23 protein-coding genes are annotated in these 23,547 nt (G+C 70.2%); 19 read left to right on the top strand and 4 right to left on the bottom strand.

The features are described 5' to 3' along the window. The first annotated feature begins 33 nt into the window (after positions 1–33). From ABZ478_RS23800 to ABZ478_RS23790, 3 genes are all read left to right on the top strand, one after another. Positions 34–861 (top strand): A24 family peptidase, encoded by an 828-nt coding sequence (locus ABZ478_RS23800; RefSeq protein WP_359552518.1) that lies wholly within the window; start codon positions 34–36, stop codon positions 859–861. Positions 862–931: 70 nt separating this feature from the next. Next, on the top strand, positions 932–2,131 hold the full coding sequence (mqnC, locus tag ABZ478_RS23795; RefSeq protein WP_359552516.1) for a cyclic dehypoxanthinyl futalosine synthase: 1,200 nt from the start codon (positions 932–934) through the stop codon (positions 2,129–2,131). Between the two features lie 7 nt (positions 2,132–2,138). Further along, positions 2,139–2,738 (top strand): hypothetical protein, encoded by a 600-nt coding sequence (locus ABZ478_RS23790; protein ID WP_359552514.1) that lies wholly within the window; start codon positions 2,139–2,141, stop codon positions 2,736–2,738. A gap of 6 nt (positions 2,739–2,744) precedes the next feature. Here the strand turns inward: ABZ478_RS23790 and ABZ478_RS23785 are convergent, their stop codons facing one another. Further along, a complete protein-coding gene (locus tag ABZ478_RS23785; RefSeq protein ID WP_359552512.1) occupies positions 2,745–3,725 on the bottom strand; it encodes a chitinase in 981 nt (326 codons plus the stop codon). Between the two features lie 261 nt (positions 3,726–3,986). On the opposite strand from ABZ478_RS23785, the gene ABZ478_RS23780 reads away from it, so the two are divergent. From ABZ478_RS23780 to ABZ478_RS23765, 4 genes are read left to right on the top strand one after another with little or no spacing between them, the layout of a single operon-like run. Beyond that, on the top strand, positions 3,987–4,385 hold the full coding sequence (locus ABZ478_RS23780; RefSeq protein ID WP_359552510.1) for a hypothetical protein: 399 nt from the start codon (positions 3,987–3,989) through the stop codon (positions 4,383–4,385). A gap of 19 nt (positions 4,386–4,404) precedes the next feature. Next, positions 4,405–6,660, top strand: coding sequence for a glycosyltransferase (locus ABZ478_RS23775; protein WP_359552508.1), 2,256 nt, complete (start codon positions 4,405–4,407; stop codon positions 6,658–6,660). Positions 6,661–6,691: 31 nt separating this feature from the next. Next, positions 6,692–7,801 (top strand): acyltransferase, encoded by a 1,110-nt coding sequence (locus tag ABZ478_RS23770; RefSeq protein ID WP_359552506.1) that lies wholly within the window; start codon positions 6,692–6,694, stop codon positions 7,799–7,801. Further along, positions 7,798–8,493 carry a demethylmenaquinone methyltransferase gene (locus ABZ478_RS23765; RefSeq protein WP_199211538.1) on the top strand — a complete coding sequence of 232 codons (696 nt, stop codon included), beginning with the start codon at positions 7,798–7,800 and terminating at the stop codon, positions 8,491–8,493. The genes ABZ478_RS23770 and ABZ478_RS23765 overlap by 4 nt, the downstream gene beginning before the upstream one ends. 24 nt (positions 8,494–8,517) lie before the next feature. Here ABZ478_RS23765 and ABZ478_RS23760 read toward each other — a convergent pair whose 3' ends face one another. Together ABZ478_RS23760 and ABZ478_RS23755 are read right to left on the bottom strand one after the other, a co-directional pair. Continuing rightward, entirely contained in the window at positions 8,518–8,853 is a 336-nt protein-coding gene (locus ABZ478_RS23760) for a PASTA domain-containing protein (protein ID WP_359552505.1), read from the bottom strand. 92 nt (positions 8,854–8,945) lie between these two features. Beyond that, a complete protein-coding gene (locus ABZ478_RS23755) occupies positions 8,946–9,452 on the bottom strand; it encodes a GNAT family N-acetyltransferase (RefSeq protein ID WP_359552503.1) in 507 nt (168 codons plus the stop codon). Between the two features lie 97 nt (positions 9,453–9,549). On the opposite strand from ABZ478_RS23755, the gene ABZ478_RS23750 reads away from it, so the two are divergent. Continuing rightward, positions 9,550–10,842: a geranylgeranyl reductase family protein gene (locus tag ABZ478_RS23750; protein WP_359552501.1), complete on the top strand. Its 1,293-nt coding sequence runs from the start codon at positions 9,550–9,552 to the stop codon at positions 10,840–10,842. A gap of 184 nt (positions 10,843–11,026) precedes the next feature. On the opposite strand, the gene ABZ478_RS23745 is transcribed toward ABZ478_RS23750, so the two are convergent. Next, positions 11,027–11,848, bottom strand: a complete 822-nt coding sequence (locus tag ABZ478_RS23745) for a C40 family peptidase (protein ID WP_359552499.1) — start codon at positions 11,846–11,848, stop codon at positions 11,027–11,029. 767 nt (positions 11,849–12,615) lie between these two features. On the opposite strand from ABZ478_RS23745, the gene ABZ478_RS23740 reads away from it, so the two are divergent. From ABZ478_RS23740 to nuoK, 11 genes are read left to right on the top strand one after another with little or no spacing between them, the layout of a single operon-like run. Then, positions 12,616–12,975 (top strand): NADH-quinone oxidoreductase subunit A, encoded by a 360-nt coding sequence (locus tag ABZ478_RS23740; protein WP_003992243.1) that lies wholly within the window; start codon positions 12,616–12,618, stop codon positions 12,973–12,975. A 15-nt stretch (positions 12,976–12,990) separates the two neighbouring features. Continuing rightward, positions 12,991–13,545 carry an NADH-quinone oxidoreductase subunit B gene (locus tag ABZ478_RS23735; protein WP_007383964.1) on the top strand — a complete coding sequence of 185 codons (555 nt, stop codon included), beginning with the start codon at positions 12,991–12,993 and terminating at the stop codon, positions 13,543–13,545. Then, the gene (locus ABZ478_RS23730) at positions 13,542–14,306 is read left to right on the top strand and encodes an NADH-quinone oxidoreductase subunit C (RefSeq protein ID WP_359552497.1); all 765 of its coding nucleotides are present in this window, start codon (positions 13,542–13,544) and stop codon (positions 14,304–14,306) included. The genes ABZ478_RS23735 and ABZ478_RS23730 overlap by 4 nt, the downstream gene beginning before the upstream one ends. Beyond that, positions 14,303–15,682, top strand: coding sequence for an NADH-quinone oxidoreductase subunit D (locus tag ABZ478_RS23725; RefSeq protein WP_359552495.1), 1,380 nt, complete (start codon positions 14,303–14,305; stop codon positions 15,680–15,682). Before ABZ478_RS23730 ends, ABZ478_RS23725 begins: the two co-directional genes overlap by 4 nt. After that, on the top strand, positions 15,679–16,548 hold the full coding sequence (gene nuoE, locus ABZ478_RS23720; RefSeq protein WP_359552493.1) for an NADH-quinone oxidoreductase subunit NuoE: 870 nt from the start codon (positions 15,679–15,681) through the stop codon (positions 16,546–16,548). The genes ABZ478_RS23725 and nuoE overlap by 4 nt, the downstream gene beginning before the upstream one ends. Beyond that, positions 16,545–17,894, top strand: coding sequence for an NADH-quinone oxidoreductase subunit NuoF (gene nuoF, locus ABZ478_RS23715; protein WP_359552491.1), 1,350 nt, complete (start codon positions 16,545–16,547; stop codon positions 17,892–17,894). The genes nuoE and nuoF overlap by 4 nt, the downstream gene beginning before the upstream one ends. Continuing rightward, positions 17,891–20,395: an NADH-quinone oxidoreductase subunit G gene (locus ABZ478_RS23710; protein ID WP_359552489.1), complete on the top strand. Its 2,505-nt coding sequence runs from the start codon at positions 17,891–17,893 to the stop codon at positions 20,393–20,395. Before nuoF ends, ABZ478_RS23710 begins: the two co-directional genes overlap by 4 nt. Further along, positions 20,392–21,756 carry an NADH-quinone oxidoreductase subunit NuoH gene (gene nuoH / locus ABZ478_RS23705; protein WP_359552488.1) on the top strand — a complete coding sequence of 455 codons (1,365 nt, stop codon included), beginning with the start codon at positions 20,392–20,394 and terminating at the stop codon, positions 21,754–21,756. Before ABZ478_RS23710 ends, nuoH begins: the two co-directional genes overlap by 4 nt. Further along, positions 21,749–22,399: an NADH-quinone oxidoreductase subunit NuoI gene (nuoI, locus tag ABZ478_RS23700; RefSeq protein ID WP_359552487.1), complete on the top strand. Its 651-nt coding sequence runs from the start codon at positions 21,749–21,751 to the stop codon at positions 22,397–22,399. The genes nuoH and nuoI overlap by 8 nt, the downstream gene beginning before the upstream one ends. After that, the gene (locus tag ABZ478_RS23695) at positions 22,396–23,241 is read left to right on the top strand and encodes an NADH-quinone oxidoreductase subunit J (RefSeq protein ID WP_359552485.1); all 846 of its coding nucleotides are present in this window, start codon (positions 22,396–22,398) and stop codon (positions 23,239–23,241) included. Before nuoI ends, ABZ478_RS23695 begins: the two co-directional genes overlap by 4 nt. Continuing rightward, on the top strand, positions 23,238–23,537 hold the full coding sequence (gene nuoK / locus ABZ478_RS23690; RefSeq protein WP_020941573.1) for an NADH-quinone oxidoreductase subunit NuoK: 300 nt from the start codon (positions 23,238–23,240) through the stop codon (positions 23,535–23,537). The genes ABZ478_RS23695 and nuoK overlap by 4 nt, the downstream gene beginning before the upstream one ends. The last annotated feature ends 10 nt before the right edge of the window (positions 23,538–23,547 follow it).

Raw genomic sequence — 23,547 nt, 5'->3', positions numbered from 1 at the left:
GCACGGGGTCACGCGCCGGAAGGGGAGGGGCAGATGAGTGCCGCAGGGGTGAGCACGGAGGCGCTGGTCCTCGCCGCCGCGCTGTGGGGCGCGGTGGCCGGGGCGCTGCTGCCCAGGGCCGCCTACCGCTTCGCGGTCCCGGCCGGCGAGCCCTGGCGGGAGCGGTGCGGGCGGGGCCACCCGATCCGCGGCTGGATCGGGCGGACGCGGTGCGGGCGGTGCGCCCAGGAGGCGGTGCGGGAACAAAGGGCCATGCGGGAACGAAGGGCCGTGCGGGCCGGGGCGAAGGCCCGGGAACAGGAAGCGGCGCTGGCGCCGTACGCGCCGTCCGCCGCGCTCCTCGCCGTCGTCACCGCCCTGGTCTGCGCCGCCCTCGCCGTCGCCACCGGCACCCGCCCCGAGCTGGGTGTCTGGCTGCTGCTCGCGCCCGTGTGGGTGCTGCTGGCCGCCGTGGACGTACGGGTGCGGCGGCTGCCCGACCCGCTGACCCTGCCGCTCGCGGCGGCCGGGCCCGGCCTGCTCGCCCTCGCCGCCCTGTTGCCGGAACACGCCGGTGACTGGCTCACCGCGCTGTACGGCGCGCTCGCGCTCGGCGGCGGCTACCTGGCGCTGTTCCTGATCAACCCGTCCGGCATGGGCTTCGGCGACGTGAAGCTCGCGCTCGGCATGGGCGCCGTGCTCGGCTGGTACGGCTGGCCGACCCTGCTGCTCGGCACCTTCGCCGGCTTCCTGTTCGGAGCGCTCTACGGCGGAGCGCTCGTCGTCGCCCGGCGGGCGGGCCGCAAGACGGCAGTCCCCTTCGGGCCGTTCCTCATCGCCGGCGCCTTCACCGGACTGCTGATCGGCGCCTACGCGGCCTGACAGCGGACGGCCGAAGGTGCTGGCGTAGGCTGGTCCGGTCCGCCCACAAGCCCTGACGAAAGGGACCCCGGTGTCCGAGAAGACCGACCTCCAGTCCGTCCTCGACCGTGCCGCCGCCGGTGGGCGGATCACCCCCGAAGAGGCGCTCGTCCTCTACCGCGACGCCCCGCTGCACGCGCTGGGCGCCGCCGCCGACGCCGTACGCCGCCGCGAGTACGCGGGCATCGAGCACATCGCCACGTACATCATCGAGCGCAACATCAACTACACGAACGTGTGCGTCACGGCGTGCAGGTTCTGCGCGTTCTACGCGGCTCCCAAGGACACCGACAAGGGCTGGACCCGCGACCTCGACGACATCCTGCGCCGCTGCGCGGAGACCGTGGAGCTGGGCGGCACCCAGATCATGTTCCAGGGCGGCCACCACCCGGACTACGGCGTCGAGTACTACGAGAAGCACTTCAAGGCCATCAAGGACGCCTTCCCCCAGCTCGTGATCCACTCGCTGGGCGCCTCGGAGGTCGAGCACATGGCCCGGATCAGCGGGGTCCCGGTGGAGGAGGCCATCACCCGGATCCACGAGGCGGGCCTGGACTCCTTCGCGGGCGCCGGCGCCGAACTCCTGCCCGAGCGGCCGCGCAAGGCCATCGCCCCGCTGAAGGAGAGCGGCGAGCGCTGGCTGGAGATCATGGAGATCGCGCACGGACTGGGCGTGGAGTCGACGTCCACCATGCTCATGGGCACGGGCGAGACCAACGCCGAGCGCATCGAGCACCTGCGCATGATCCGCGACGTGCAGGACCGCACGGGCGGCTTCCGCGCCTTCATCCCGTACACCTACCAGCCCGAGAACAACCACCTGAAGGGCCGCACCCAGGCCACTCTCTTCGAGTACCTGCGGATGATCGCCATCGCGCGGCTCTTCCTGGACAACGTCCGGCACATCCAGGGTTCGTGGCTGACCACCGGCAAGGAGGTCGGCCAGCTCTCCCTGCACTACGGCGCGGACGACCTCGGCTCGATCATGCTGGAGGAGAACGTGGTCTCCTCGGCGGGCGCCAAGCACCGCTCCAACCGGCTCGAGATCATCGACCTCATCCGCAAGGCGGGCCGCGTCCCGGCCCAGCGCGCCACGACGTACGAGCACCTCGTCGTGCACGACGACCCGGCGAACGACCCGGTCGACGACCGCGTGGTCTCCCACATCTCCTCCACGGCGATCGACGGCGGCACGGCACACCCGGAACTGAAGCTGCTGGCGTCCAACTGACCCTGCCGTGCTGACACTCCACCTCGCCGAACGGTCCCCGGAGACGGCTGTCCTGGTCGACGGGGCGTCCATCGCCGCCGTCGGCCCGTACGAGGAACTGGCCGCCGCCGAACCCCGGGCGAGGGTCCGGCGCTGGCCCGGCATCCTCACCCCGGGGCTGCTGAACCCGTACGGCCCGGAGCTGCTGGAGGCCACCTACCACCCCGACCCGCGCGAGGCCGATGTGCTCGGCACCGAGCCCATCGCCGGAGCGCGGGCGCGGGAGATCTTCCGCGCCGACCCCGCACGACTCGGTGCGAGCGCGCGGCGCGGGGTGCAGCGGATGCTGGCGCACGGCACGGTGGCGGTGGCCGGGGAGCTGCGGTCGCGGGCCGCGGTGGACGCGGTGCGCAGGGCCGGACTCGCGGTGGGACAGCGGCCGGACCGGCTCCCGGGCCCGGCGGCGCTGTCCCCGACCCCGCTGATCCTGCTGCCGGGGCCGGTGCCGGGCGGCCCCGCCCGGTTCGCCGTGTTCGACGTCGCGGACCGCGCCGAACTGGTCCGGCGCGGCGCCGGGACCTGCGTGGCGACCGTGATCGGCGGGCGGCTGGTGTACCGCGGCCGCTGACCGGTCTCAACCGGAGAAGCGCCTCCCGAACGCTCCTGAACCCTGGTTCACCCCGCTGCAGTCGGTCGCCGCGTCGTCCGTGGCGGAACCCTCCTCGCACCGCCGGTCGCGGAAGGTGGACCACATCGACACCCAGGCGATCTCCTTCTTCTCGGCGAACGCCCGCACCTGGGCCGCGTCGGAGAGCGTGAACGTCTCCCCGGCCACGTCGTTGACGCCGATCATCGAGGTGAGCGCCATGCCCCGCCAGGCGCCCGCGTCGGACAGCCCGAACACCTTCTTCAGCTGGGCGTGCGCGGCCCTGGCGGAGGTGAGGGCGTAGTCGCCCATGTCACCGGCGTACGACTCGCCGTAGTTCATCGTCATGAGGTTGACGGTGGAGACCTGGACGTCGTGGCTGTTCGCGGACTCCAGCAGGGCGAGGCCGTCCGCGTCCAGTCCCGAGGGCATGACCGGAAGGGTGAACGAGACCTTCAGGTCCGGCCGTTCGCGCTGCAGCCGGGCTATCGCCCGTGAACGCAGGTCCACCGAAGCGGAGTCGGCCGGCTCGTCGCCCTCGATGTCGAAGTCGGCCCGGGTGGCGCCGGCCGCGTCCAGCGCCTTCGCGTAGGCGGTGGCCAGGGCGGCGGCGCTGTCGCAGGTGGCGGCCAGTTCCTTGCCCGAGGCCCCGCCGAAGGACACCCGGACCGTGGCGCCGTCCTGCTTCAGCCCGGCGATCCGGGACTTCACCGAGGCGGCGCCGACCGCCTCGGTGCCGTTCCACTCCGGGACGCAGTCGTCGTCACCGGAGATCACGAAGGCGAGGTTGTATGTCGCCGGGGAACCGGCGGAGTCGGTGGCGGAGCTCGCCGTGGCGCTGACGTAGGGGGCGTACGCGGGGGCGTAGGCGGGGGTGTACGACGTGCTCCCGGAGTGCCCGGAGCAGCCTGTGGCAGCGAGTGCAAACAGGCAGGTGAACCCAGTCATGCGTTTCCGGAAACGCCTCATCGCATACGCACCCGCTCTCGTGATCTCCGTCTCAGGGCGGAAACGGATTCCTGTTTCCCAGGGGAAATCTCTCACACGTTCCCGTTCGACTCCGCAGGGCTTTATGCGTTGATTGCCCGCTTGGTGGGCACCTTTTGTCCGAAGGGGTAAAAATAGGCTCCTTGGGTTCCTCAGGAAACCGACAGGCTGGGGGCGGTTTCATGGGCGGCTCACAAGAATTCCCGAGAAAGGGTCATATAAAGCCTCCCTAATATCCGAGGAATGCAATCCGAACCCGCCGTCGAAAGTCGCGCCACCGGGCGTGGTCGCCGCCGCAAACATGGCAACGGGTCCGCCGAGGGACCCGTGTTCGTCGATTCCACCGGACGCCGGTCCAAGGTGCTGCGCCGGATCGGAACGCTCGTCGGCGTCGTCTGCCTCGCGTACACGGGCGTGCTCGGCGCCGCCTTCATGGGCTGGGGCACCTCCCTCAACCCGTCCTCGCTGATCCCCTTCGGCTCCGCCCAGGGCGACCGGGCGCCCGGCGGCGTCCGCCCGCAGGGCGGTGTCGGCCGCCAGGCGGTCCTCCCGAGCGGCACCCCGTCGGCACCGCCCCCGGGCGCCACCACCTCGTCCGCTTCCGCTTCCGCGTCCGTGTCCGCCGACGCGGACGCGAACTGAGCGGGCGCGGGCGGCAGTCATGACGACCCGAACCCCCTCCCGCGGACGCCGGCGCGCGCCCACCCGCATCGAGCGGGCGGCCGGCAGGGCCGCGGCGCTCCAGCGCCCGCGCGTCATCCTCGCCCTGCTGCTCCTGCTCGCCCTGACCTGCGTGATGCTGCTCGACGGCTATCTGCGCGCCGAGGTCGGCGGCGACCAGCGGGTGCGCACCGGCGCCGGCTCCGGCGACGTCCCCGACAGCGTCCTCGACGGCGGCCCGATCCTCACCTTCCGCGGCGGACAGGCCACCACGGTCTCGGTCCCGTCCAGGACCATCGCGCTCACCTTCGACGACGGCCCGAACCCGACCTGGACCCCGCAGGTCCTGAAAATCCTGCGCCACTACGACGTGCCGGGCACGTTCTTCCTGGTCGGCTCCATGGTGTCGCGCTACCCGGACATCGTGCGGACGATGGTCCAGCAGGGCAACGAGGTCGGCGTCCACACCTTCACGCACGTCGACCTGTCGTACCAGAGCGCCTCGCGCGTCCGGCGGGAGATGGAGCAGACGCAGCTCGCCCTGGCCGGCGCGGCGGGCATCACCACGACCCTGTTCCGCGCGCCGTACTCCTCCGAGACGGACGCCATCGACGACTACAGCTGGCCGGTCTACAAGAAGCTCGGCCGGGACGGCTACACCAGCGTGTTCGTCGACACCGACAGCGACGACTGGAAGAAGCCGGGCGTGTCCGACATCGTGAAGTGGGCGACGCCCAAGGGCACCAAGGGCGCCTCCGTGCTCTTCCACGACGCGGGCGGCGAGCGTTCGCAGACGATCGCGGCTCTCCCCACGTACATCGAGAGGATGAAGGCGAAGGGCTACACCTTCACCACCATCAGCGGGGTCCTGGCGAAGCAGCGCGCGGCCGGCGCCCAGCCCGGCACCGGCACCGCTCCGGTGCGGCAGGACGACGCCTCCGCCGCCGGTCTCCAGGCTGCCCACCGCACCGCCACCGGCACGCCCCTCTACGAGGGCAAGGCCCTCGTCGCGGCCGTCGCGGTCGCCGAGTGGACGGTGCCCGCGCTCTCGGCCGGGCTGGTCGTCGTGGGCGTGGCCGTCATGGGCCGCTTCGGCATGATGCTGCTGCTCGCCCGGCGCCACTACAGACAGCGCAACAGACGCGGGTTCGGCTGGGGGCCGCCGGTCACCGAACCGGTGAGCGTGATCGTTCCCGCGTACAACGAGAAGGAGTGCATCGCCAACACCCTGGCGTCACTGGCGAGGAGCACCCACCCCATCGAGATCATCGTGGTCGACGACGGCTCGACCGACGGCACGTCCCAGATCGCGCGCGCCGCGGCCGACTCGCTCGGCATGACGAACGTCCGGGTCATCCGCCAGGAGAACGCGGGCAAACCGGCGGCACTGAACAACGGTGTCCGCAGCGCCCGGCACCCCATCGTCGTGATGATGGACGGAGACACCGTCTTCGAGCCCGACACCGTGCGGCGACTGGTCCAGCCGTTCGCCGATCCCGGGGTCGGCGCGGTCGCCGGCAACGCCAAGGTGGGCAACCGGAACACGGTCATCGGCGCCTGGCAGCACATCGAGTACGTGATGGGCTTCAACCTCGACCGGCGCATGTACGACCTGCTGCGCTGCATGCCGACGATCCCCGGCGCCATCGGCGCGTTCCGCGGGGACGCCGTGCTGGGGGCCGGCGGGATGAGCGAGGACACCCTCGCCGAGGACACCGACATCACCATCGCCATGCACCGGGCCGGCTGGCGCGTCGTCTACCAGGAGCACGCCCGGGCCTGGACGGAGGCGCCCGGATCGCTCAGGCAACTCTGGTCCCAGCGCTACCGCTGGTCGTACGGCACCATGCAGGCCCTGTGGAAGCACCGAGGATCCCTGACGGACAGGGGCCCCTCGGGGCGCTTCGGGCGGGTCGGCATGCCGCTGGTGGTGATCTTCCAGATCGTCACGCCCGTCTTCGCCCCGCTCATCGACGTCTTCACCGTCTACTCGATGGTCTTTGTCGCCTTCCGAGCCGCCCTGCTCGCCTGGCTGGCGGTCCTCGGCATCCAACTGGTCTGCGCCGCCTACGCGTTCCGCCTCGACCGCGAGAAGTACCGCTACCTGCTGATGATGCCCCTGCAGCAACTGGCCTACCGCCAGATGATGTACCTCGTCCTCATCCACTCCTGCGTCACCGCCCTCACCGGCGGCCGCCTCCGCTGGCAGAAGCTGAAGCGCACCGGCGAGGTCGGAACCCCGGCGGGGGTGAGCTGAGGTGGGAGCGCACAGCAGAACGGCCGGTGCGGTGCCCGCGACGCCGGGTACCGGCCGGCCGCCGCGGACAGCGGCACTGGCACCGTCGAGGGACCGCTACTTCGACACTCTCAGGGCCCTTGCCCTGATCCGGGTCGTCACCTACCACACCTTCGGCTGGCCCTGGTGCGGCATGGCCTTCCCCTCGATGGGCATCATGTTCGCCCTGGCCGGCACCCTCATGGCGAAGTCCCTGCGACGGCCCGCCCGCACGGTGCTGCGCAGCCGCCTCAGACGCCTGCTGCCCCCCTTCTGGTTCTGGGGCGTCTTCGTCGTCCTCGCGATGCTGGTCCACGGCTGGATGCCCGGCTGGCAGATCGTCTACTGGGTCGTGCCGCTCGGCGATCCCCCGGGCAACGCCTGGGGCGAGCAGGCCTGGGAGATCCTCTGGTACCTGCGCACGTACCTCTGGTTCGTCCTGCTGTCCCCGGCCCTGCTGTGGATCTTCCGCAAGGCTCCCGTCCCCGTACTGCTGCTGTCCCTCGCCCCCGTCCTGGTGCTGAACTCCGTCCGGGCGGTCCCGGACAACCGCTTCGGCAGCGCCCTGTGGGACCTGGCGACCTACCTCTTCTGCTGGATCCTCGGCTTCGCCCACCGCGACGGCGTGCTCCAGCGGATGCGGCCGGCCCTGGTCGGCGTCCTCGCGCTCGCCGCCCTCGGCTACGGCGGCTGGTACGCCCTCGCGCACCGGGCGGAGTCCGGCACGTACGACCTCGACGAGAACCCGCTCGCGCAGGCCTTCTGGTCGGCCGGGTTCGTGACTCCGCTGATGTGGGCGAAGGCGCGCTTCCGGATCGACTTCGCCCCGCTCACCCGGTTCAGGCGCCTGGACCGGACGGTCACGGTCTTCAACGCGCGCGCGGTGACGATCTACCTCTGGCACGAGATCGCGCTGATCCTGGCGGTCCCGCTGATCGACCGCTTCTGGGACGTGCCCGCCTTCGAGCGGTACCTGCCGCTCGACAGCCAGTGGTTCATGTTCGGGGTCGGCTGGGTCCTGATCGCCGTGGCCGTGCCGGCGTGCGGCTGGGTGGAGGACGTGGCCGCCGGGAAGAAGCCGCGACTGATCCCGGGAGGGCGTGCTGCAACAATGGGCGGGTGACCCGCGCCTCTCTGAACAAGCAGCCGCACGAAGTCGCCTCGATGTTCGACGACGTGGCGGAACGGTACGACCTGACGAACGATGTGCTGTCGCTCGGCCAGGACCGGCGCTGGCGCAAGGAGGTGGCGAAGGCGGTCGACGCGCGTCCCGCGCAGAAGGTCCTCGACCTCGCGGCCGGCACGGCGACCTCCTCGCTCCCCTTCGCGCGCACCGGCGCCTACGTCGTCCCGTGCGACTTCTCCCTCGGGATGCTCCAGGTCGGCAAGAGGAAGCACACCTGGCTGCCGTTCACGGCGGGCGACGCGACCAGGCTGCCGTTCAAGGACGACACCTTCGACGCCGTGACGATCTCCTTCGGGCTGCGCAACGTGCAGGACACGGACGCGGCGCTGCGCGAGATGTACCGGGTGACCCGGCCCGGGGGGCGCGTGGTGATCTGCGAGTTCTCGCACCCGACCTGGGCGCCCTTCCGGACGGTCTACACCGAGTACCTGATGCGGGCGCTTCCGCCGGTCGCCCGGTCGGTCTCCTCCAACCCGGACGCCTACGTCTACCTCGCCGAGTCCATCCGCGCCTGGCCCGACCAGCCCGGCCTCGCCGAGCGGCTGCGCAAGGCGGGCTGGTCGAAGGTGGCCTGGCGCAACCTCACCGGCGGTGTGGTCGCGCTGCACCGGGGCTTCAAGGAGAGCTGAGTCCCGCCGGCGGGTGACCGCCGCTCACCGGTTGATCATCTCGAAGGCGTCGCCGGTCTCGCCGAGTTCGCGTCGCATCCCGCCCGTGGGCGGCCGCGGGATGCGTGGCTCGCGCACGCCCCCGCCGCCCTCGCCCTCACCGAAGTCGAACCACACGTACACCACGGAGTCCGGCGGCACCTCGGCCCCGGGCTGCGGATACTGGCGTACGACGTACTCGACCACCGTGTGCGCGAAGTCCGGGCGGTCCGGCGCGTTGAGGAACAGCCCTCGGGCCCGGGCCGTTTCGCGCGCGTCCATGGCCATGAGGCCGACCAGACGAGGAACGCGCGCTTCGGGTGTTTTGGGTGTTATACGCACAGATGTCACCCCCAGCGGTACTGGAAGGGTAACGCGGGCCCGGGCCACCCGGAAGCGACATGTGGCTTTCTGTGACAGTTGGTTACTCCGAGTCACAGATCAAGTCGGTAGCAGTGCCCCTGCCGTGCCGAGGCCGGCGTCGTGAACGTCTCCGCGAGCCGCATGCCGAGGCGCCGGGTGACCGCGATGGAGCGTTCGTTGCGCGCGTCGACCATCGCCACCACCCGGTCCACCCCGGCCGCCCGCAGCCGGTCCAGCGTCTCCTCGGCGGCGGCCGTGGCATACCCCCGTCCCCAGTGCGCCCGGCCCAGCCGCCAGCCGATCTCGATCTCGCCCGCGGGTCCCCAGGCGTGCGGCCACGGCTGGGCCCCGGTGAAGCCGACCATGCCGTCCTCGTCGTCCAGCACCGACCACAGGCAGAACCCCCGCTCCGCGTCGTGCCGGCGCTGGCGCGCGGTCAGCTCCTCGTACACCGACACCTCGGCGGACCGGCCCCCGTGGAACTCCATGACCTCCGGGTCGTCGAAGACCCGGTGCCAGGAGAACGCGTCCTCGTCGGTGGGCACACGCAGCCGTACAGCGGGGAGAGCTCGGTTCACGGGGCAGCCCTTCAGCCGGGTGATCAGTACTGCTGAATAGACTGCCCATGTCCAGTGCCGGTCGGCACGCAGATTTCGAACTTGGGGAGATCCCGCCGTGACAGTCGTGACTGAGCCCCTCTCCGAGAACACCGCCGATGTGATCGTCGTCGGCGCGGGGCCGGCCGGCTCCACCACCGCGTACCACCTCGCCAAGGCCGGGCTCGACGTCCTCCTGCTGGAGAAGACCGAGTTCCCGCGCGAGAAGGTCTGCGGCGACGGCCTCACCCCGCGCGCGGTCAAGCAGCTCGTGGCGATGGGCATCGACGTCTCCGAAGAGGCCGGCTGGCTGCGCAACAAGGGCCTGCGCATCATCGGCGGCGGCAGCCGTCTCCAGCTCGACTGGCCCGATCTCGCCTCGTTCCCGGACTACGGCCTCGTCCGCAAGCGCGACGACTTCGACGAGCAGCTCGCCCGCAACGCCCAGAAGGCCGGCGCCCGCCTCTTCGAGCGCTGCAACGTCTCCGGTCCCGTCGTCGACGACCGCACCGGCCGCATCACCGGTGTGACCGCCAAGCTCGGCGAGGAGAAGCGTGAGGTCACCTTCCACGCGCCGCTCGTCGTCGCCGCCGACGGCAACTCCACCCGCCTGTCCCTCGCGATGGGCCTGCACCGCCGAGAGGACCGCCCGATGGGCGTCGCGGTGCGCACCTACTTCACCTCCCCCCGCCACGACGACGACTACCTGGAGTCCTGGCTGGAGCTGTGGGACCGGCGCGGCGCCCAGGAGCGTCTGCTGCCCGGCTACGGCTGGATCTTCGGCATGGGCGACGGCACCTCCAACGTCGGCCTCGGCGTGCTGAACACCTCGGCCGCCTTCAAGGAGCTGGACTGGCGCGAGATCCTCAAGGCCTGGTGCGCGTCCATGCCCGAGGACTGGGGCTACACCCCCGAGAACATGACCGGCCCGATCCGCGGCGCCGCCCTGCCCATGGCCTTCAACCGCCAGCCGCACTACACCAAGGGGCTGCTGCTCGTCGGCGACGCGGGCGGCCTGGTGAACCCCTTCAACGGTGAAGGCATCGCCTACGCCATGGAGTCCGGCCAGATCGCCGCCGACGTCATCGTGCAGGCCCACGCGCGCGCGACACCCGCCCAGCGCGAGATCGCCCTGCAGCGCTACCCGCGCGTCCTCAAGGACACCTACGGCGGCTACTACAGCCTGGGCCGCGCCTTCGTGAAGCTCATCGGCAACCCGAAGGTCATGCAGATCGCCGCCCAGCGCGGTCTGACCCACCCCGTCCTGATGAAGTTCACGCTGAAGCTCCTGGCGAACCTCACCGACCCCACGGGCGGCGACGCGATGGACCGCATCATCAACGGCCTGAGCAGGGTCGCGCCGAAGGCGTGAGGACCGCGCCCGGGACGTGACCGGGGCGCGTGAGCGCAGACGCGGACGGCGGCGGCCCGGCGGACGAGGAACTCGTCCGCCGGGCCGCCGCCGTTGCCGTCGTGCCCCTGGACAGGAGCGGACGTGAGGGCCGCTGCCCCCGAGCGGCTGCGGCCCCTGACGTCCCTGAAGGCGTGTGGAGCGCTCAGAGCACCCGCACCGCGCCGGTGGGCGGGTCGTACGACAGCGGCTTCTCCTGGACGCCGCTGGAGGGGTTCTGGGCGCCGACGAACATGCCGTCGCCGACGTACACCGCCACGTGGTACGCGCTGCCCGCGCTGCCCCAGTAGAGGATGTCGCCGGGCTGCAGGTTGCTCAGCGACACCTGGGTGCCGGCCGTCGACTGGTCCTGGGAGACACGCGGCAGGCTGATGCCGACCTGCTTGAACGCCGTCTGCACCAGGCCGGAGCAGTCGTACGCGGAGGGGCCGGTGGCGCCGGAGACGTAGGCCTTGCCGACCTGAGCCTTCACGAAGGAGACGATGGACGCCGCCGAACCGGTGGCGGTGGACGTGCTCGTGCTCGTGCCGGCGGAGACGCCGGTGCTCGCCGTGGTGGAGAGCGTCGTGCGCTCGGCGCTGCGGGCGGCGCGGGCGGCGGCGGCCTTGCGGGCGGCCTCCTGAGCCTTCTTCTTGGCCTCGGCCGCCTTCTGCTTGGCCTCGGCGAGGTCCGACTTGGCCTGCTTCGCGGCGTTCGCGGCGGCCGCGTCGCGCTCGGCCTGCAGTTCGTAGTTGGCCGCGGCCTGCTGAGTGGCGTCCGCGGACTGGGCGACCTGAGCGGCCAGGTCGGCCGTGAGCGTGGGCAGTTCGAGGGTCTGCGTCACCGGCTCGGCAGCGTTCGCCGATCCGGACGCCCCGGCTACTGCCAGGGTGCTGAGGACGCCACCGGCGACTCCGGCCCGCATCGCGAGGGTCGACGCGCTGCGGCGGGGCTTCCGGTGGCTGCGTATGTGAGCGGTGTGGGACATGGGAACAACCGGTACCAGGGGCTCCTTCATATCTTCAAGAAACGTGTGGTGCGCCACAGTTGTTCAACGGGGGCCTCAAAAGCCCGGCGCGTCACCCTTTATTGACGCCGTAACGGACATTGCGGACGCCCGCGATCAAGCCCTTGATCACGGTCTTTGATCATTACGTCCGAATTGCCCTGCACCTACCACTCGTTCGGGTCGTTGGCCAAGCCCCGCTCTCAGACACCTCTCATCAATGTGGCGGAGGTCACGGAACGGTCATCGGAAGGACGGCGTCCCGCGCGGGTGGGGGGTGAGTGAAAGGCGGAGGGGAGTTCGTGAACGCGTGCACGCGCCCCCGCCGCGTCCACACCTCGCCCCGGACCTCCCTCTGATGTGTGAACGCGGTCCTCTATCAGGGCGCCCAGTCCAGAGCCAATTTGCATGCAGCGGAACTCTCTTGATATTGAGACGACCTCTTTCACCTGCGGCGACGAGCGAAAATGTCACTTCTGGTGATCAGCTGGACGCTTCGCGTACGAAGATCACCGATCATCCGACTTCATGATCCTTCGTCAGGTGGTGGAGATCACAAAGGTTGTGTAATACCCCGTGTCGCAGATCACAGAGCGGCAGGCATAAGATGCGAGGCAGTTGGGCTTGTGACCTGCTTCACATGTTCTCGATCTTCGCCCGGGACGAGCGGGGTTCGTGGGACCGGTGGGGCGGACGTGAGCCCGGTGCAACCGCCAGCAGTCAGTGCCGACTGAGAGGAGCGAGGAGCGGTGAACGCGTATGCGCCCATCCTCGTACTGGGAGCCCTCGGGGCAGGCTTTGCGATCTTCTCCGTGGTCATGGCCACGCTGATCGGTCCGAAGCGGTACAACCGCGCCAAGCTCGAGGCCTACGAGTGCGGTATCGAGCCGACCCCCACGCCGGCCGGCGGCGGGCGCTTCCCCATCAAGTACTACCTGACGGCGATGCTCTTCATCGTCTTCGACATCGAGATCGTCTTCCTCTACCCCTGGGCCGTCACCTTCGACGCCCTGGGGATCTTCGGGCTCGTGGAGATGCTGCTCTTCGTGCTCACCGTCTTCGTGGCGTACGCGTACGTATGGCGGCGCGGCGGCCTGGAATGGGACTGAGGGGCCTTTAACGACATGGGACTCGAAGAAAAACTGCCGAGCGGTTTCCTGCTGACCACCGTCGAGCAGGCCGCGGGCTGGGTGCGCAAGGCGTCCGTCTTCCCGGCCACCTTCGGCCTCGCCTGCTGCGCCATCGAGATGATGACCACCGGCGCCGGACGCTACGACCTCGCGCGCTTCGGCATGGAGGTCTTCCGCGGCTCACCGCGCCAGGCGGACCTGATGATCGTCGCCGGCCGGGTCAGCCAGAAGATGGCGCCGGTCCTCAGGCAGGTCTACGACCAGATGCCCAACCCCAAGTGGGTGATCTCCATGGGCGTCTGCGCCTCCTCGGGCGGCATGTTCAACAACTACGCGATCGTCCAGGGCGTCGACCACATCGTCCCGGTCGACATCTACCTCCCCGGCTGCCCGCCGCGGCCCGAGATGCTGATGGACGCGATCCTCAAGCTCCACCAGAAGATCCAGTCCTCCAAGCTCGGCGTGAACGCCGAGGAAGCCGCCCGTGAGGCGGAGGAGGCGGCGCTCAAGGCCCTGCCCACGATCGAGATGAAGGGGCTGCTGCGGTGAGCGACGGACACGGCACCAACGGCGTCAACGGGTCCTCGGACGGGGTGAACCCCGAGAAGGACCTCGCCGCCTCCAACCTCCCCGGCCAGCGCGCCCAGGGCGGCGAGGAGATCCGCGTCCAGCGCGGCATGTTCGGCGCCAACAACGGCGGCGACACCTCCGGCTACGGCGGCCTCGTCCGCTCGGTCCGCCTCCCGGGACCGGCGAACCGGCCCTACGGCGGCTGGTTCGACGAGGTGGCCGACGAACTCGAGGGTGCCCTGGAGGAACAGGGGCTCCTGCCGGAGAACGCCATCGAGAAGACGGTCGTCGACCGCGGCGAACTGACCTTCCACATCGAACGCGAGCACCTGGTCCGCGTCGCCCGCACCCTGCGCGACGACCCCGCCCTGCGCTTCGAGCTGTGCACCGGCGTCAGCGGCGTCCACTACCCGCAAGACAAGGGCCGCGAGCTGCACGCCGTCTACCACCTGCGCTCGATCACCCACAACCGGCTGATCCGGCTGGAGGTGAGCGCCCCCGACAGCGAGCCGCGCATCCCGTCCCTGGTCTCCGTGTATCCGACCAACGACTGGCACGAGCGCGAGACCTGGGACTTCTTCGGGATCGTCTTCGACGGCCACCCGGCCCTGACCCGGATCATGATGCCGGACGACTGGCAGGGCCACCCGCAGCGCAAGGACTACCCCCTCGGCGGCATCGCCGTCGAGTACAAGGGCGCCCAGATCCCGGCTCCGGACCAGCGGAGGTCGTACTCGTGAGCACGCAGTCAGCATCAGCCCGCCCGTCGCCCGGCCACCACCCCTCATCGGGTCCCTCCGGGACGGAGAGTTCTTCTCGAGAGACCACCGAGGGCACCGTCTACACGGTCACCGGCGGCGACTGGGACGAGATCGTCCAGTCCGCGGCCCGCGCCGACGACGAGCGCATCGTCGTCAACATGGGTCCCCAGCACCCGTCCACCCATGGGGTGCTCCGTCTGATCCTCGAGATCGAGGGCGAGACGGTCACCGAGGCCCGCTGCGGCATCGGCTACCTCCACACCGGCATCGAGAAGAACCTCGAGTACCGGACCTGGACGCAGGGCACCACGTTCGTGACGCGCATGGACTACCTGACGTCCTTCTTCAACGAGACCGCCTACTGTCTCGCCGTCGAGAAGCTCCTCGGCATCGAGGACGAGATCACCGAGCGCGCCAAGATCATCCGGGTCCTCCTGATGGAGCTGAACCGGCTCTCCTCCCACCTGGTGTGCATCGCCACCGGTGGCATGGAGCTCGGCGCCACCACGATCATGATCTACGGATTCCGTGATCGTGAAATGATTCTCGACATCTACGAGCTCATCACGGGCCTGCGGATGAACCACGCGTACATCCGCCCCGGCGGACTCGCCCAGGACCTGCCGCCCGGCGCGGTGGACCAGATCCGCGAGTTCGTGAAGAAGATGAAGAAGAACCTCCCGGAGTACGACAAGCTCGCCACTGGGAACCCCATCTTCAAGGCCCGCATGCAGAACGTCGGCCACCTCGACCTGGCCGGCTGCATGGCCCTCGGCGCCACCGGCCCGATCCTGCGCTCCACCGGCCTGCCGCACGACCTGCGCAAGACCCAGCCGTACTGCGGCTACGAGACGTACGACTTCGACGTCCCGACCGCCGACTCCTGCGACTCCTACGGGCGCTTCCTGATCCGCCTGGAGGAGATGCGCCAGTCGCTCGGCATCGTCGAGCAGTGCCTGGACCGGCTCCAGCCCGGCCCGGTCATGGTCGCCGACAAGAAGATCGCCTGGCCCGCCCAGCTCGCCCTGGGACCGGACGGGCTCGGCAACTCCCTCGACCACATCAGGAAGATCATGGGCACCTCCATGGAGGCCCTGATCCACCACTTCAAGCTCGTCACCGAGGGCTTCCGGGTACCGCCGGGACAGGCGTACGCGGCCGTCGAATCGCCCAAGGGCGAACTCGGGGTCCACGCCGTCTCCGACGGCGGCACCCGCCCCTTCCGGGTCCACTTCCGCGACCCGTCCTTCACCAACCTGCAGGCCATGGCGGCGATGTGCGAGGGCGGCCAGGTCGCCGACGTCATCGTCGCCGTGGCGTCCATCGACCCCGTGATGGGAGGCGTCGACCGGTGACCACCAGTTCTTCGGAGCGGGGCGTCAGCCTGGGCATGCCCCAACTGCCCGCACCCGCGTACCCGGACGACGTCCGGGCCCGGCTGGAGACGGACGCGCGCGACGTGATCGCCCGCTACCCCGACTCCCGGTCGGCCCTGCTGCCGCTGCTCCACCTCGTGCAGTCGGAGGAGGGCCACGTCACCCGCACCGGCATGCAGTTCTGTGCGGACATGCTGGACCTGACCACGGCCGAGGTCACCGCCGTCGCCACCTTCTACACCATGTACCGGCGCAAGCCCTCCGGCGACTACCAGGTGGGCGTCTGCACCAACACCCTGTGCGCGGTGATGGGCGGCGACGCGATCTTCGAGACCCTCCAGGAACACCTGGGCGTCGGCAACGGCGAGACCACCGGCGACGGCAAGGTCACCCTGGAGCACATCGAGTGCAACGCGGCCTGCGACTTCGCGCCGGTCGTGATGGTCAACTGGGAGTTCTTCGACAACCAGACCCCCGGCAGCGCCAAGCGCCTGGTCGACGACCTGCGCGAGGGGCGGCCCGTACAGCCCACGCGCGGGGCGCGCCTGTGCACCTTCAAGGAGACCGCGCGGATCCTGGCCGGCTTCCCCGACGAGCGGCCCGGAGCCGTCGAGGAGGGCGGCAGTGCGGGACCCGCGTCGCTGGTGGGCCTTCGCCTGGCAAAGGGAGAGGCCGCACCCGCGCGCGTGGTCCATCCGCGCGACGGCGGTCCGCATGACGAACCGCAGGACCGGGCGCACCGGCCGTCGACGGCCGAGCACCTCAGTTCTCATGACGCGCCGCAGCAGACATCGGCCTCCGACCCGGCCCACCCGGCAGGGCCCGCCGCCGAGGAGGGGGAGTGATGACCGTGGCACCCGAACTCAAGGACACGAGCCCCGAGAAGCTGCTCGCACCCGTGCTGTCGGCCTTCTGGGACGAGGACCGGTCCTGGTCCCTGGACGTCTACCGGAGGCACGAGGGGTACGAGGGGCTCCGCAAGGCGCTCGCCATGTCACCGGACGACCTGATCGCGTACGTCAAGGAGTCCGGTCTGCGCGGGCGCGGCGGCGCGGGATTCCCGACGGGAATGAAATGGCAGTTCATTCCCCAGGGTGATGGAAAACCGCACTATCTAGTTGTCAACGCCGACGAGTCGGAGCCGGGAACCTGCAAGGACATCCCGCTCCTCTTCGCGAACCCGCACAGCCTCATCGAGGGCATCGTGATCGCGTGTTACGCCATCCGGTCTTCGCATGCCTTCATCTATCTGCGTGGTGAGGTCGTCCCCGTTCTGCGGCGGTTGCACGAGGCCGTGCGCGAGGCCTACGCGGCGGGCTACCTCGGCGAGAACATCCTGGGCAGCGGACTCGACCTCGACCTCACCGTGCACGCCGGCGCCGGCGCGTACATCTGCGGTGAGGAGACCGCACTGCTCGACTCGCTCGAAGGCCGCCGTGGTCAACCGCGGCTCCGTCCCCCTTTCCCAGCCGTCGAAGGGCTCTATGCCTGCCCGACTGTTGTGAACAACGTCGAGTCGATCGCGTCGGTTCCCGCCATCCTCAAAAACGGGAAAGACTGGTTCAGGTCGATGGGCAGCGAGAAGTCCCCGGGCTTCACGCTCTACTCGCTCAGCGGCCACGTCGCGAGCCCCGGCCAGTACGAGGCGCCGCTCGGCGTCACACTCCGCCAGCTCCTCGACATGAGCGGCGGAATGCGGCCCGGCCACCGCCTCAAGTTCTGGACCCCGGGCGGCTCCTCCACCCCGATGTTCACCGACGAGCACCTCGACGTCCCCCTCGACTACGAAGGGGTCGGTGCCGCGGGTTCCATGCTCGGCACCAAGGCCCTGCAGTGCTTTGACGAGACGACCTGCGTGGTGCGGGCGGTGACCCGCTGGACCGAGTTCTACGCCCACGAGTCCTGCGGCAAGTGCACCCCGTGCCGCGAGGGAACGTACTGGCTCGTGCAGTTGATGCGGGACATCGAGGCCGGCAAGGGCGCCATGTCCGACCTCGACAAGCTCGCCGACATCGCCGACAACATCAACGGCAAGTCCTTCTGCGCCCTCGGTGACGGCGCCGCATCACCGATCTTCTCCTCGCTGAAGTACTTCCGCGAGGAGTACGAGCAGCACATCACGGGCCGGGGCTGCCCCTTCGACCCGGCCAAGTCGACGGCCTGGGCGGACCGCCCGGAGGTGAACGCATGACCGTGACCACCAGTGCTCCCTCCGGAGGGGGAGAGGCGGCGGTCCCGCCGGAGGACCTCGTCACGCTGACGATCGACGGCGTCGAGATCAGCGTGCCCAAGGGCACCCTGGTCATCCGGGCCGCCGAGCAGCTCGGCATCGAGATCCCGCGGTTCTGCGACCACCCCCTGCTGGACCCGGCCGGCGCCTGCCGCCAGTGCATCGTCGAGGTCGAGGGCCAGCGCAAGCCCATGGCGTCCTGCACCATCACGTGCACGGACGGCATGGTGGTGAAGACCCAGCTCACCTCGCCGGTCGCCGAGAAGGCGCAGCACGGTGTGATGGAGCTGCTGCTCATCAACCACCCGCTGGACTGCCCGGTCTGCGACAAGGGCGGCGAGTGCCCCCTGCAGAACCAGGCCATGTCGCACGGCAACGCGGAGTCCCGCTTCGAGGGCCGCAAGCGGACCTACGAGAAGCCCGTGCCGATCTCGACGCAGGTGCTCCTGGACCGCGAGCGGTGCGTGCTGTGCGCCCGCTGCACCCGCTTCTCCAACCAGGTGGCGGGCGACCCGATGATCGAGCTGATCGAGCGGGGCGCGCTGCAGCAGGTCGGCACCGGTGAGGGCGACCCGTTCGAGTCGTACTTCTCCGGCAACACCATCCAGATCTGCCCGGTGGGCGCGCTCACCTCGGCGGCCTACCGCTTCCGCTCCCGGCCCTTCGACCTCATCTCCTCGCCGTCGGTGTGCGAACACTGCTCGGGCGGCTGCGCGACGCGCACCGACCACCGGCGCGGCAAGGTCATGCGGCGGCTCGCCGCCGACGACCCCGAGGTCAACGAGGAGTGGATCTGCGACAAGGGACGCTTCGCGTTCCGGTACGCGCAGACGAAGGACCGCCTCGACGTCCCGCTGGTGCGCAACGCCGAAGGCGTTCTGGAGCCCGCCTCCTGGCCGGAGGCACTGGAAGCGGCCGCGCGCGGGCTGACCGCCGCCCGTTCCCGGGCCGGTGTCCTCACCGGCGGCCGGCTGACCGTCGAGGACGCCTACGCCTACAGCAAGTTCGCGCGCGTGGCGCTCGGCACGAACGACATCGACTTCCGCGCGCGCGTGCACAGCGCCGAGGAGGCCGACTTCCTCGCGGCCCGGGTGGCGGGCCGCGGCCGTGACCTCGACGGCACCGGCGTCACCTACGCCGCGCTGGAGAAGGCGCCCGCCGTCCTGCTCGCAGGGTTCGAGTCGGAGGAGGAGGCGCCCGGCGTCTTCCTGCGACTGCGCAAGGCCTGGCGCAAGCACAAGCAGCGGGTGTTCTCCCTCGCCACGCACGCGACGCGCGGCCTGGAGAAAGCGGGCGGCACGCTGCTGGCGGCCGCGCCCGGCACCGAGACCGAGTGGCTGGACGCCCTCGCGAGCGGCGTCGGCCTGGAGGAGCCCGGCACGAAGGCCGCCGAGGCCCTGCGCGCCGACGGCGCGGTGATCGTCGTGGGGGAGAGGCTCGCCTCGGTCGCGGGCGGACTCACCGCCGCCGTACGCGCCGCCGCCGCCACCGGCGCCCAGCTGGTGTGGATCCCGCGGCGGGCGGGCGAACGCGGTGCGGTCGAGGCCGGCGCGCTGCCGTCGCTGCTGCCGGGCGGCCGCCCGGCGACCGACCCGCGTGCGCGGGAGGAGGTCGCCGCGGTCTGGGGGCTCGCCGAACTCCCCGCCCGTCACGGCCGGGACACCCACCAGATGATCGAGGCGGCCGCCACCGGCGAACTGTCCGCGCTGGTGGTCGCCGGTGTGGAGGTCGGCGACCTGCCCGACCCGGCACGCGCGCGTGAGGCGTTCGCGAACGTCGGCTTCCTGCTGTCGCTGGAGCTGCGGCCCAGCGAGGTCACCGGCCACGCCGACGTGGTCCTGCCGGTCGCGGCGGTCGCCGAGAAGGCGGGCACCTTCCTGAACTGGGAGGGCAGGGTGCGCTTCTTCGAGGCCGCGCTCAAGCCCGACCAGATGACCCGCCGCCTCGCCCCCACCGACGGGCGGGTACTGCAGATGCTGGCCGACGCCATGGACGTCCACCTCGGCCTGCCGGACCTGCGTACCGCACGCGCGGAGATCGACCGGCTCGGCCCCTGGGACGGCCCGCGGTCCACCGACCCCCTGGAGACGGGGGGCGTCCTGCCCCGGCCGGCCGTCGGCGAGGCCGTACTCGCCGGGCACCGGCTGCTGCTCGACCAGGGTGTCCTGCAGGAGGGCGACGAGGCGCTCGCCGGGACTCGGCACGCCGCACGCGCGCGCGTGTCGGCGGCGACGGCCGCCGAGGCCGGTGTCGAGGACGGCGGCGTCCTGGCCGTCACCGGCTCCTGCGGCACCGTGGAACTCCCGCTCCAGGTCACCGAGATGCCCGACCGGGTGGTGTGGCTGCCGCTGAACTCCGCCGGCGCGGGCGTCGCCTCCGACACCGGTGCGCAGCCCGGCTCCCTCGTCCGTATCGGCCCGGCGGCACGCGCCGAACAGGCCCCCAAGGAGGTGGAGGCATGAGCCCGTACCTCGCGGCTGAAGACCTCTCGATGTTCGGCCGGGACCCCTGGTGGCTGGTCGTCGTCAAGGCGGTCTTCTGCTTCGCGTTCCTGATGGTGACCGTGCTGTTCTCCATCGTCTGGGAGCGCAAGGTCGTCGCCTGGATGCAGCTTCGCATCGGCCCGAACCGGCACGGCCCCTGGGGCATGCTCCAGTCGCTCGCCGACGGCATCAAGCTGATGCTCAAGGAAGACGTCATCGTCAAGCGCGCGGACAAGGTGGTCTACGTCCTCGCGCCGATCGTCGCGGCCATCCCGGCCTTCATGGCGATCGCGGTGATCCCCTTCGGCCCCGCCGACAACGAGATCTCGATCTTCGGCACGCGGACCGCGATGCAGCTCACCGACCTGCCGATCGCGATGCTCTTCATCCTCGCGGTCGCCTCGGTCGGCATCTACGGCATCGTGCTGGCGGGCTGGAGCTCCGGATCCACCTACCCGCTGCTCGGCGGCCTCCGCTCCTGTGCCCAGATGATCTCCTACGAGATCGCCATGGGCGCCGCGTTCGCCTCCGTGTTCCTCTACTCGGGGTCGATGTCGACGTCGACCATCGTCGAGCAGCAGCACGACCGCTGGTACATCCTGCTGCTGCCGGTCTCCTTCATCCTCTACATCGTCACGATGGTCGGCGAGACCAACCGCGCCCCCTTCGACATGCCGGAGTCCGAGGGCGACCTGGTCGGCGGCTTCAACACCGAGTACTCGTCCATCAAGTTCGCGATGTTCATGCTCGCCGAGTACGTGAACATGGTGACGGTGTCGGCCGTCTCGACCACCCTGTTCCTCGGCGGCTGGCGCGCTCCCTGGCCGATCAGCGGCTTCTGGGAGGGCGCGAACCACGGCTGGTGGCCGCTGCTCTGGTTCGTGATCAAGGTCCAGTTGCTGCTGTTCTTCTTCATCTGGCTGCGCGGCACGCTCCCCCGGGTCCGGTACGACCAGCTGATGAAGCTCGGCTGGAAGGTCCTCATCCCGGTCTCGGTGACCTGGCTGATGCTCGTCGCGACCGTGCGGGCGCTGCGCAACGAGAACTACGACTTCGCCGACATCGCCCTCTACGTCGGCGGCGGAGTCCTCGCCCTGCTGCTGCTCTCCTTCGTCGCCGACATGTTCCGCGGGAAGGCGAGGACGGACGAGCAGAGCGCCGGCCCGCAGCCCGGATTCGACCCGATGGCGGGCGGATTCCCCGTGCCGCCGCTGCCCGGACAGGAGCTGCCGCCGGCGCCCAGGCGCCGCCCGCGCCGGGAGCGGGAGCTGATTGTCAGTGGTGGACCGGACACTGTCAGTGACGGATCTACGGATGGAAAGGAGGCGTCCGATGGCTGAGGAGCCAACGGAGTCCGGGCAGATCAAGCCCGGCTTCCAGAACCCCGTGGCCGGCTTCGGCGTGACCTTCAAGGCCATGTTCAAGAAGCGGCTCACCGAGCAGTACCCCGAGCAGCAGAAGACCACGGCTCCGCGGTTCCACGGACGGCACCAGCTCAACCGCCATCCGGACGGCCTGGAGAAGTGCGTCGGCTGCGAGCTGTGCGCCTGGGCCTGCCCCGCCGACGCCATCTACGTCGAGGGCGCCGACAACACCGACGAGGAGCGTTACTCGCCGGGTGAGCGGTACGGCCGCGTCTATCAGATCAACTACGCCCGCTGCATCCTGTGCGGCCTGTGCATCGAGGCGTGCCCCACGCGCGCGCTGACGATGACCAACGAGTTCGAACTGGCCGACTCCAGCCGCGCCAACCTCATCTACACCAAGGAGCAGCTGCTCGCCGGTCTCGAGGAGGGCATGGTCGACACACCGCACGCGATCTTCCCGGGGACGGACGAACAGGACTACTACCGGGGCCTGGTGACGGAGGCCGCGCCGGGCACGGTGCGGCAGGCCGCCGTCTCCAGGGGCGAGGTGGTGCAGGAGGGCGACAGCACCTTCGGCGAGACCGAACCGGCGTCGGAGAAGGTGATCGGCCGATGAGCGCGACTCAGCTTGCCGCCTACAGCACCTCCACCGGTGAGGCCTTCCAGTTCTGGGTCCTCGGCACGTTCGCGGTGATCGGCGCCCTGTGCACCGTTCTGATGAAGAAGGCCGTGCACAGCGCCCTCTGCCTCGCCGGGACCATGATCATCCTGGCGGTGTTCTACCTCGCCAACGGCGCCTACTTCCTGGGCATCGTGCAGATCGTCGTCTACACCGGCGCGATCATGATGCTGTTCCTGTTCGTGGTGATGCTCGTCGGCGTCACGGCCGCGGACTCGCTGAAGGAGACCATCAAGGGCCAGCGCTGGCTGGCCCTGCTCTGCGGGGTCGGCTTCGGCGTCCTGCTGTTCGCCGGCATCGGCAACGCCTCCCTGACGGAGTTCAACGGCACCGGCCGGGCGAACGCGAACGGCAACGTGGAGGGCCTCGCGTCCCTCATCTTCACCAAGTACGTCTTCGCCTTCGAGATCACCGGCGCACTGCTGATCACGGCCGCCGTCGGCGCGATGGTGCTCACCCACCGGGAGCGCACCGAGCGGGCGAAGACCCAGCGCGAGCTGGCCGAGCAGCGCATCCGGGAAGGCCGGCACATCCCGCCGCTGCCGGCCCCGGGTGTCTACGCACGGCACAACGCCGTGGACATCGCGGGTCTGCTGCCCGACGGCACCCCCTCCGAGCTGACCGTCAGCAAGACGCTGCGCGAACGCGGTCAGATCCGGGACGTGTCGGCGGAGGCGCTCAACGACCTTCGGGCCCTGGAGCAGCGCGCCGCGGAGCGTCTGGAGCGGACCGGGATCGAGCCGGCGACGTTCAAGCGGCCCGAGGAGGCGTCGAAGTGAACCCCGTCAACTACCTCTATCTCGCGGCCCTGCTGTTCACCGTCGGCGCGACCGGGGTGCTGATCCGGCGCAACGCGATCGTCGTGTTCATGTGCGTCGAGCTGATGCTCAACGCCTGCAACCTCGCGTTCGTCGTCTTCTCCCGGATGCACGGCAACCTCGACGGCCAGATCATCGCCTTCTTCACGATGGTCGTCGCCGCCGCGGAGGTCGTGGTGGGCCTCGCGATCATCGTGTCGCTGTTCCGTACCCGCCACTCGGCCTCGGTCGACGACGCCAGCCTGATGAAGCTGTAAGGGGTCGGAA

Source organism: Streptomyces sp. NPDC005706, assembly GCF_040631045.1.
In the GTDB taxonomy this organism is placed as follows: domain Bacteria; phylum Actinomycetota; class Actinomycetes; order Streptomycetales; family Streptomycetaceae; genus Streptomyces.
This window is presented reverse-complemented; position numbering and strand designations above follow the sequence as displayed.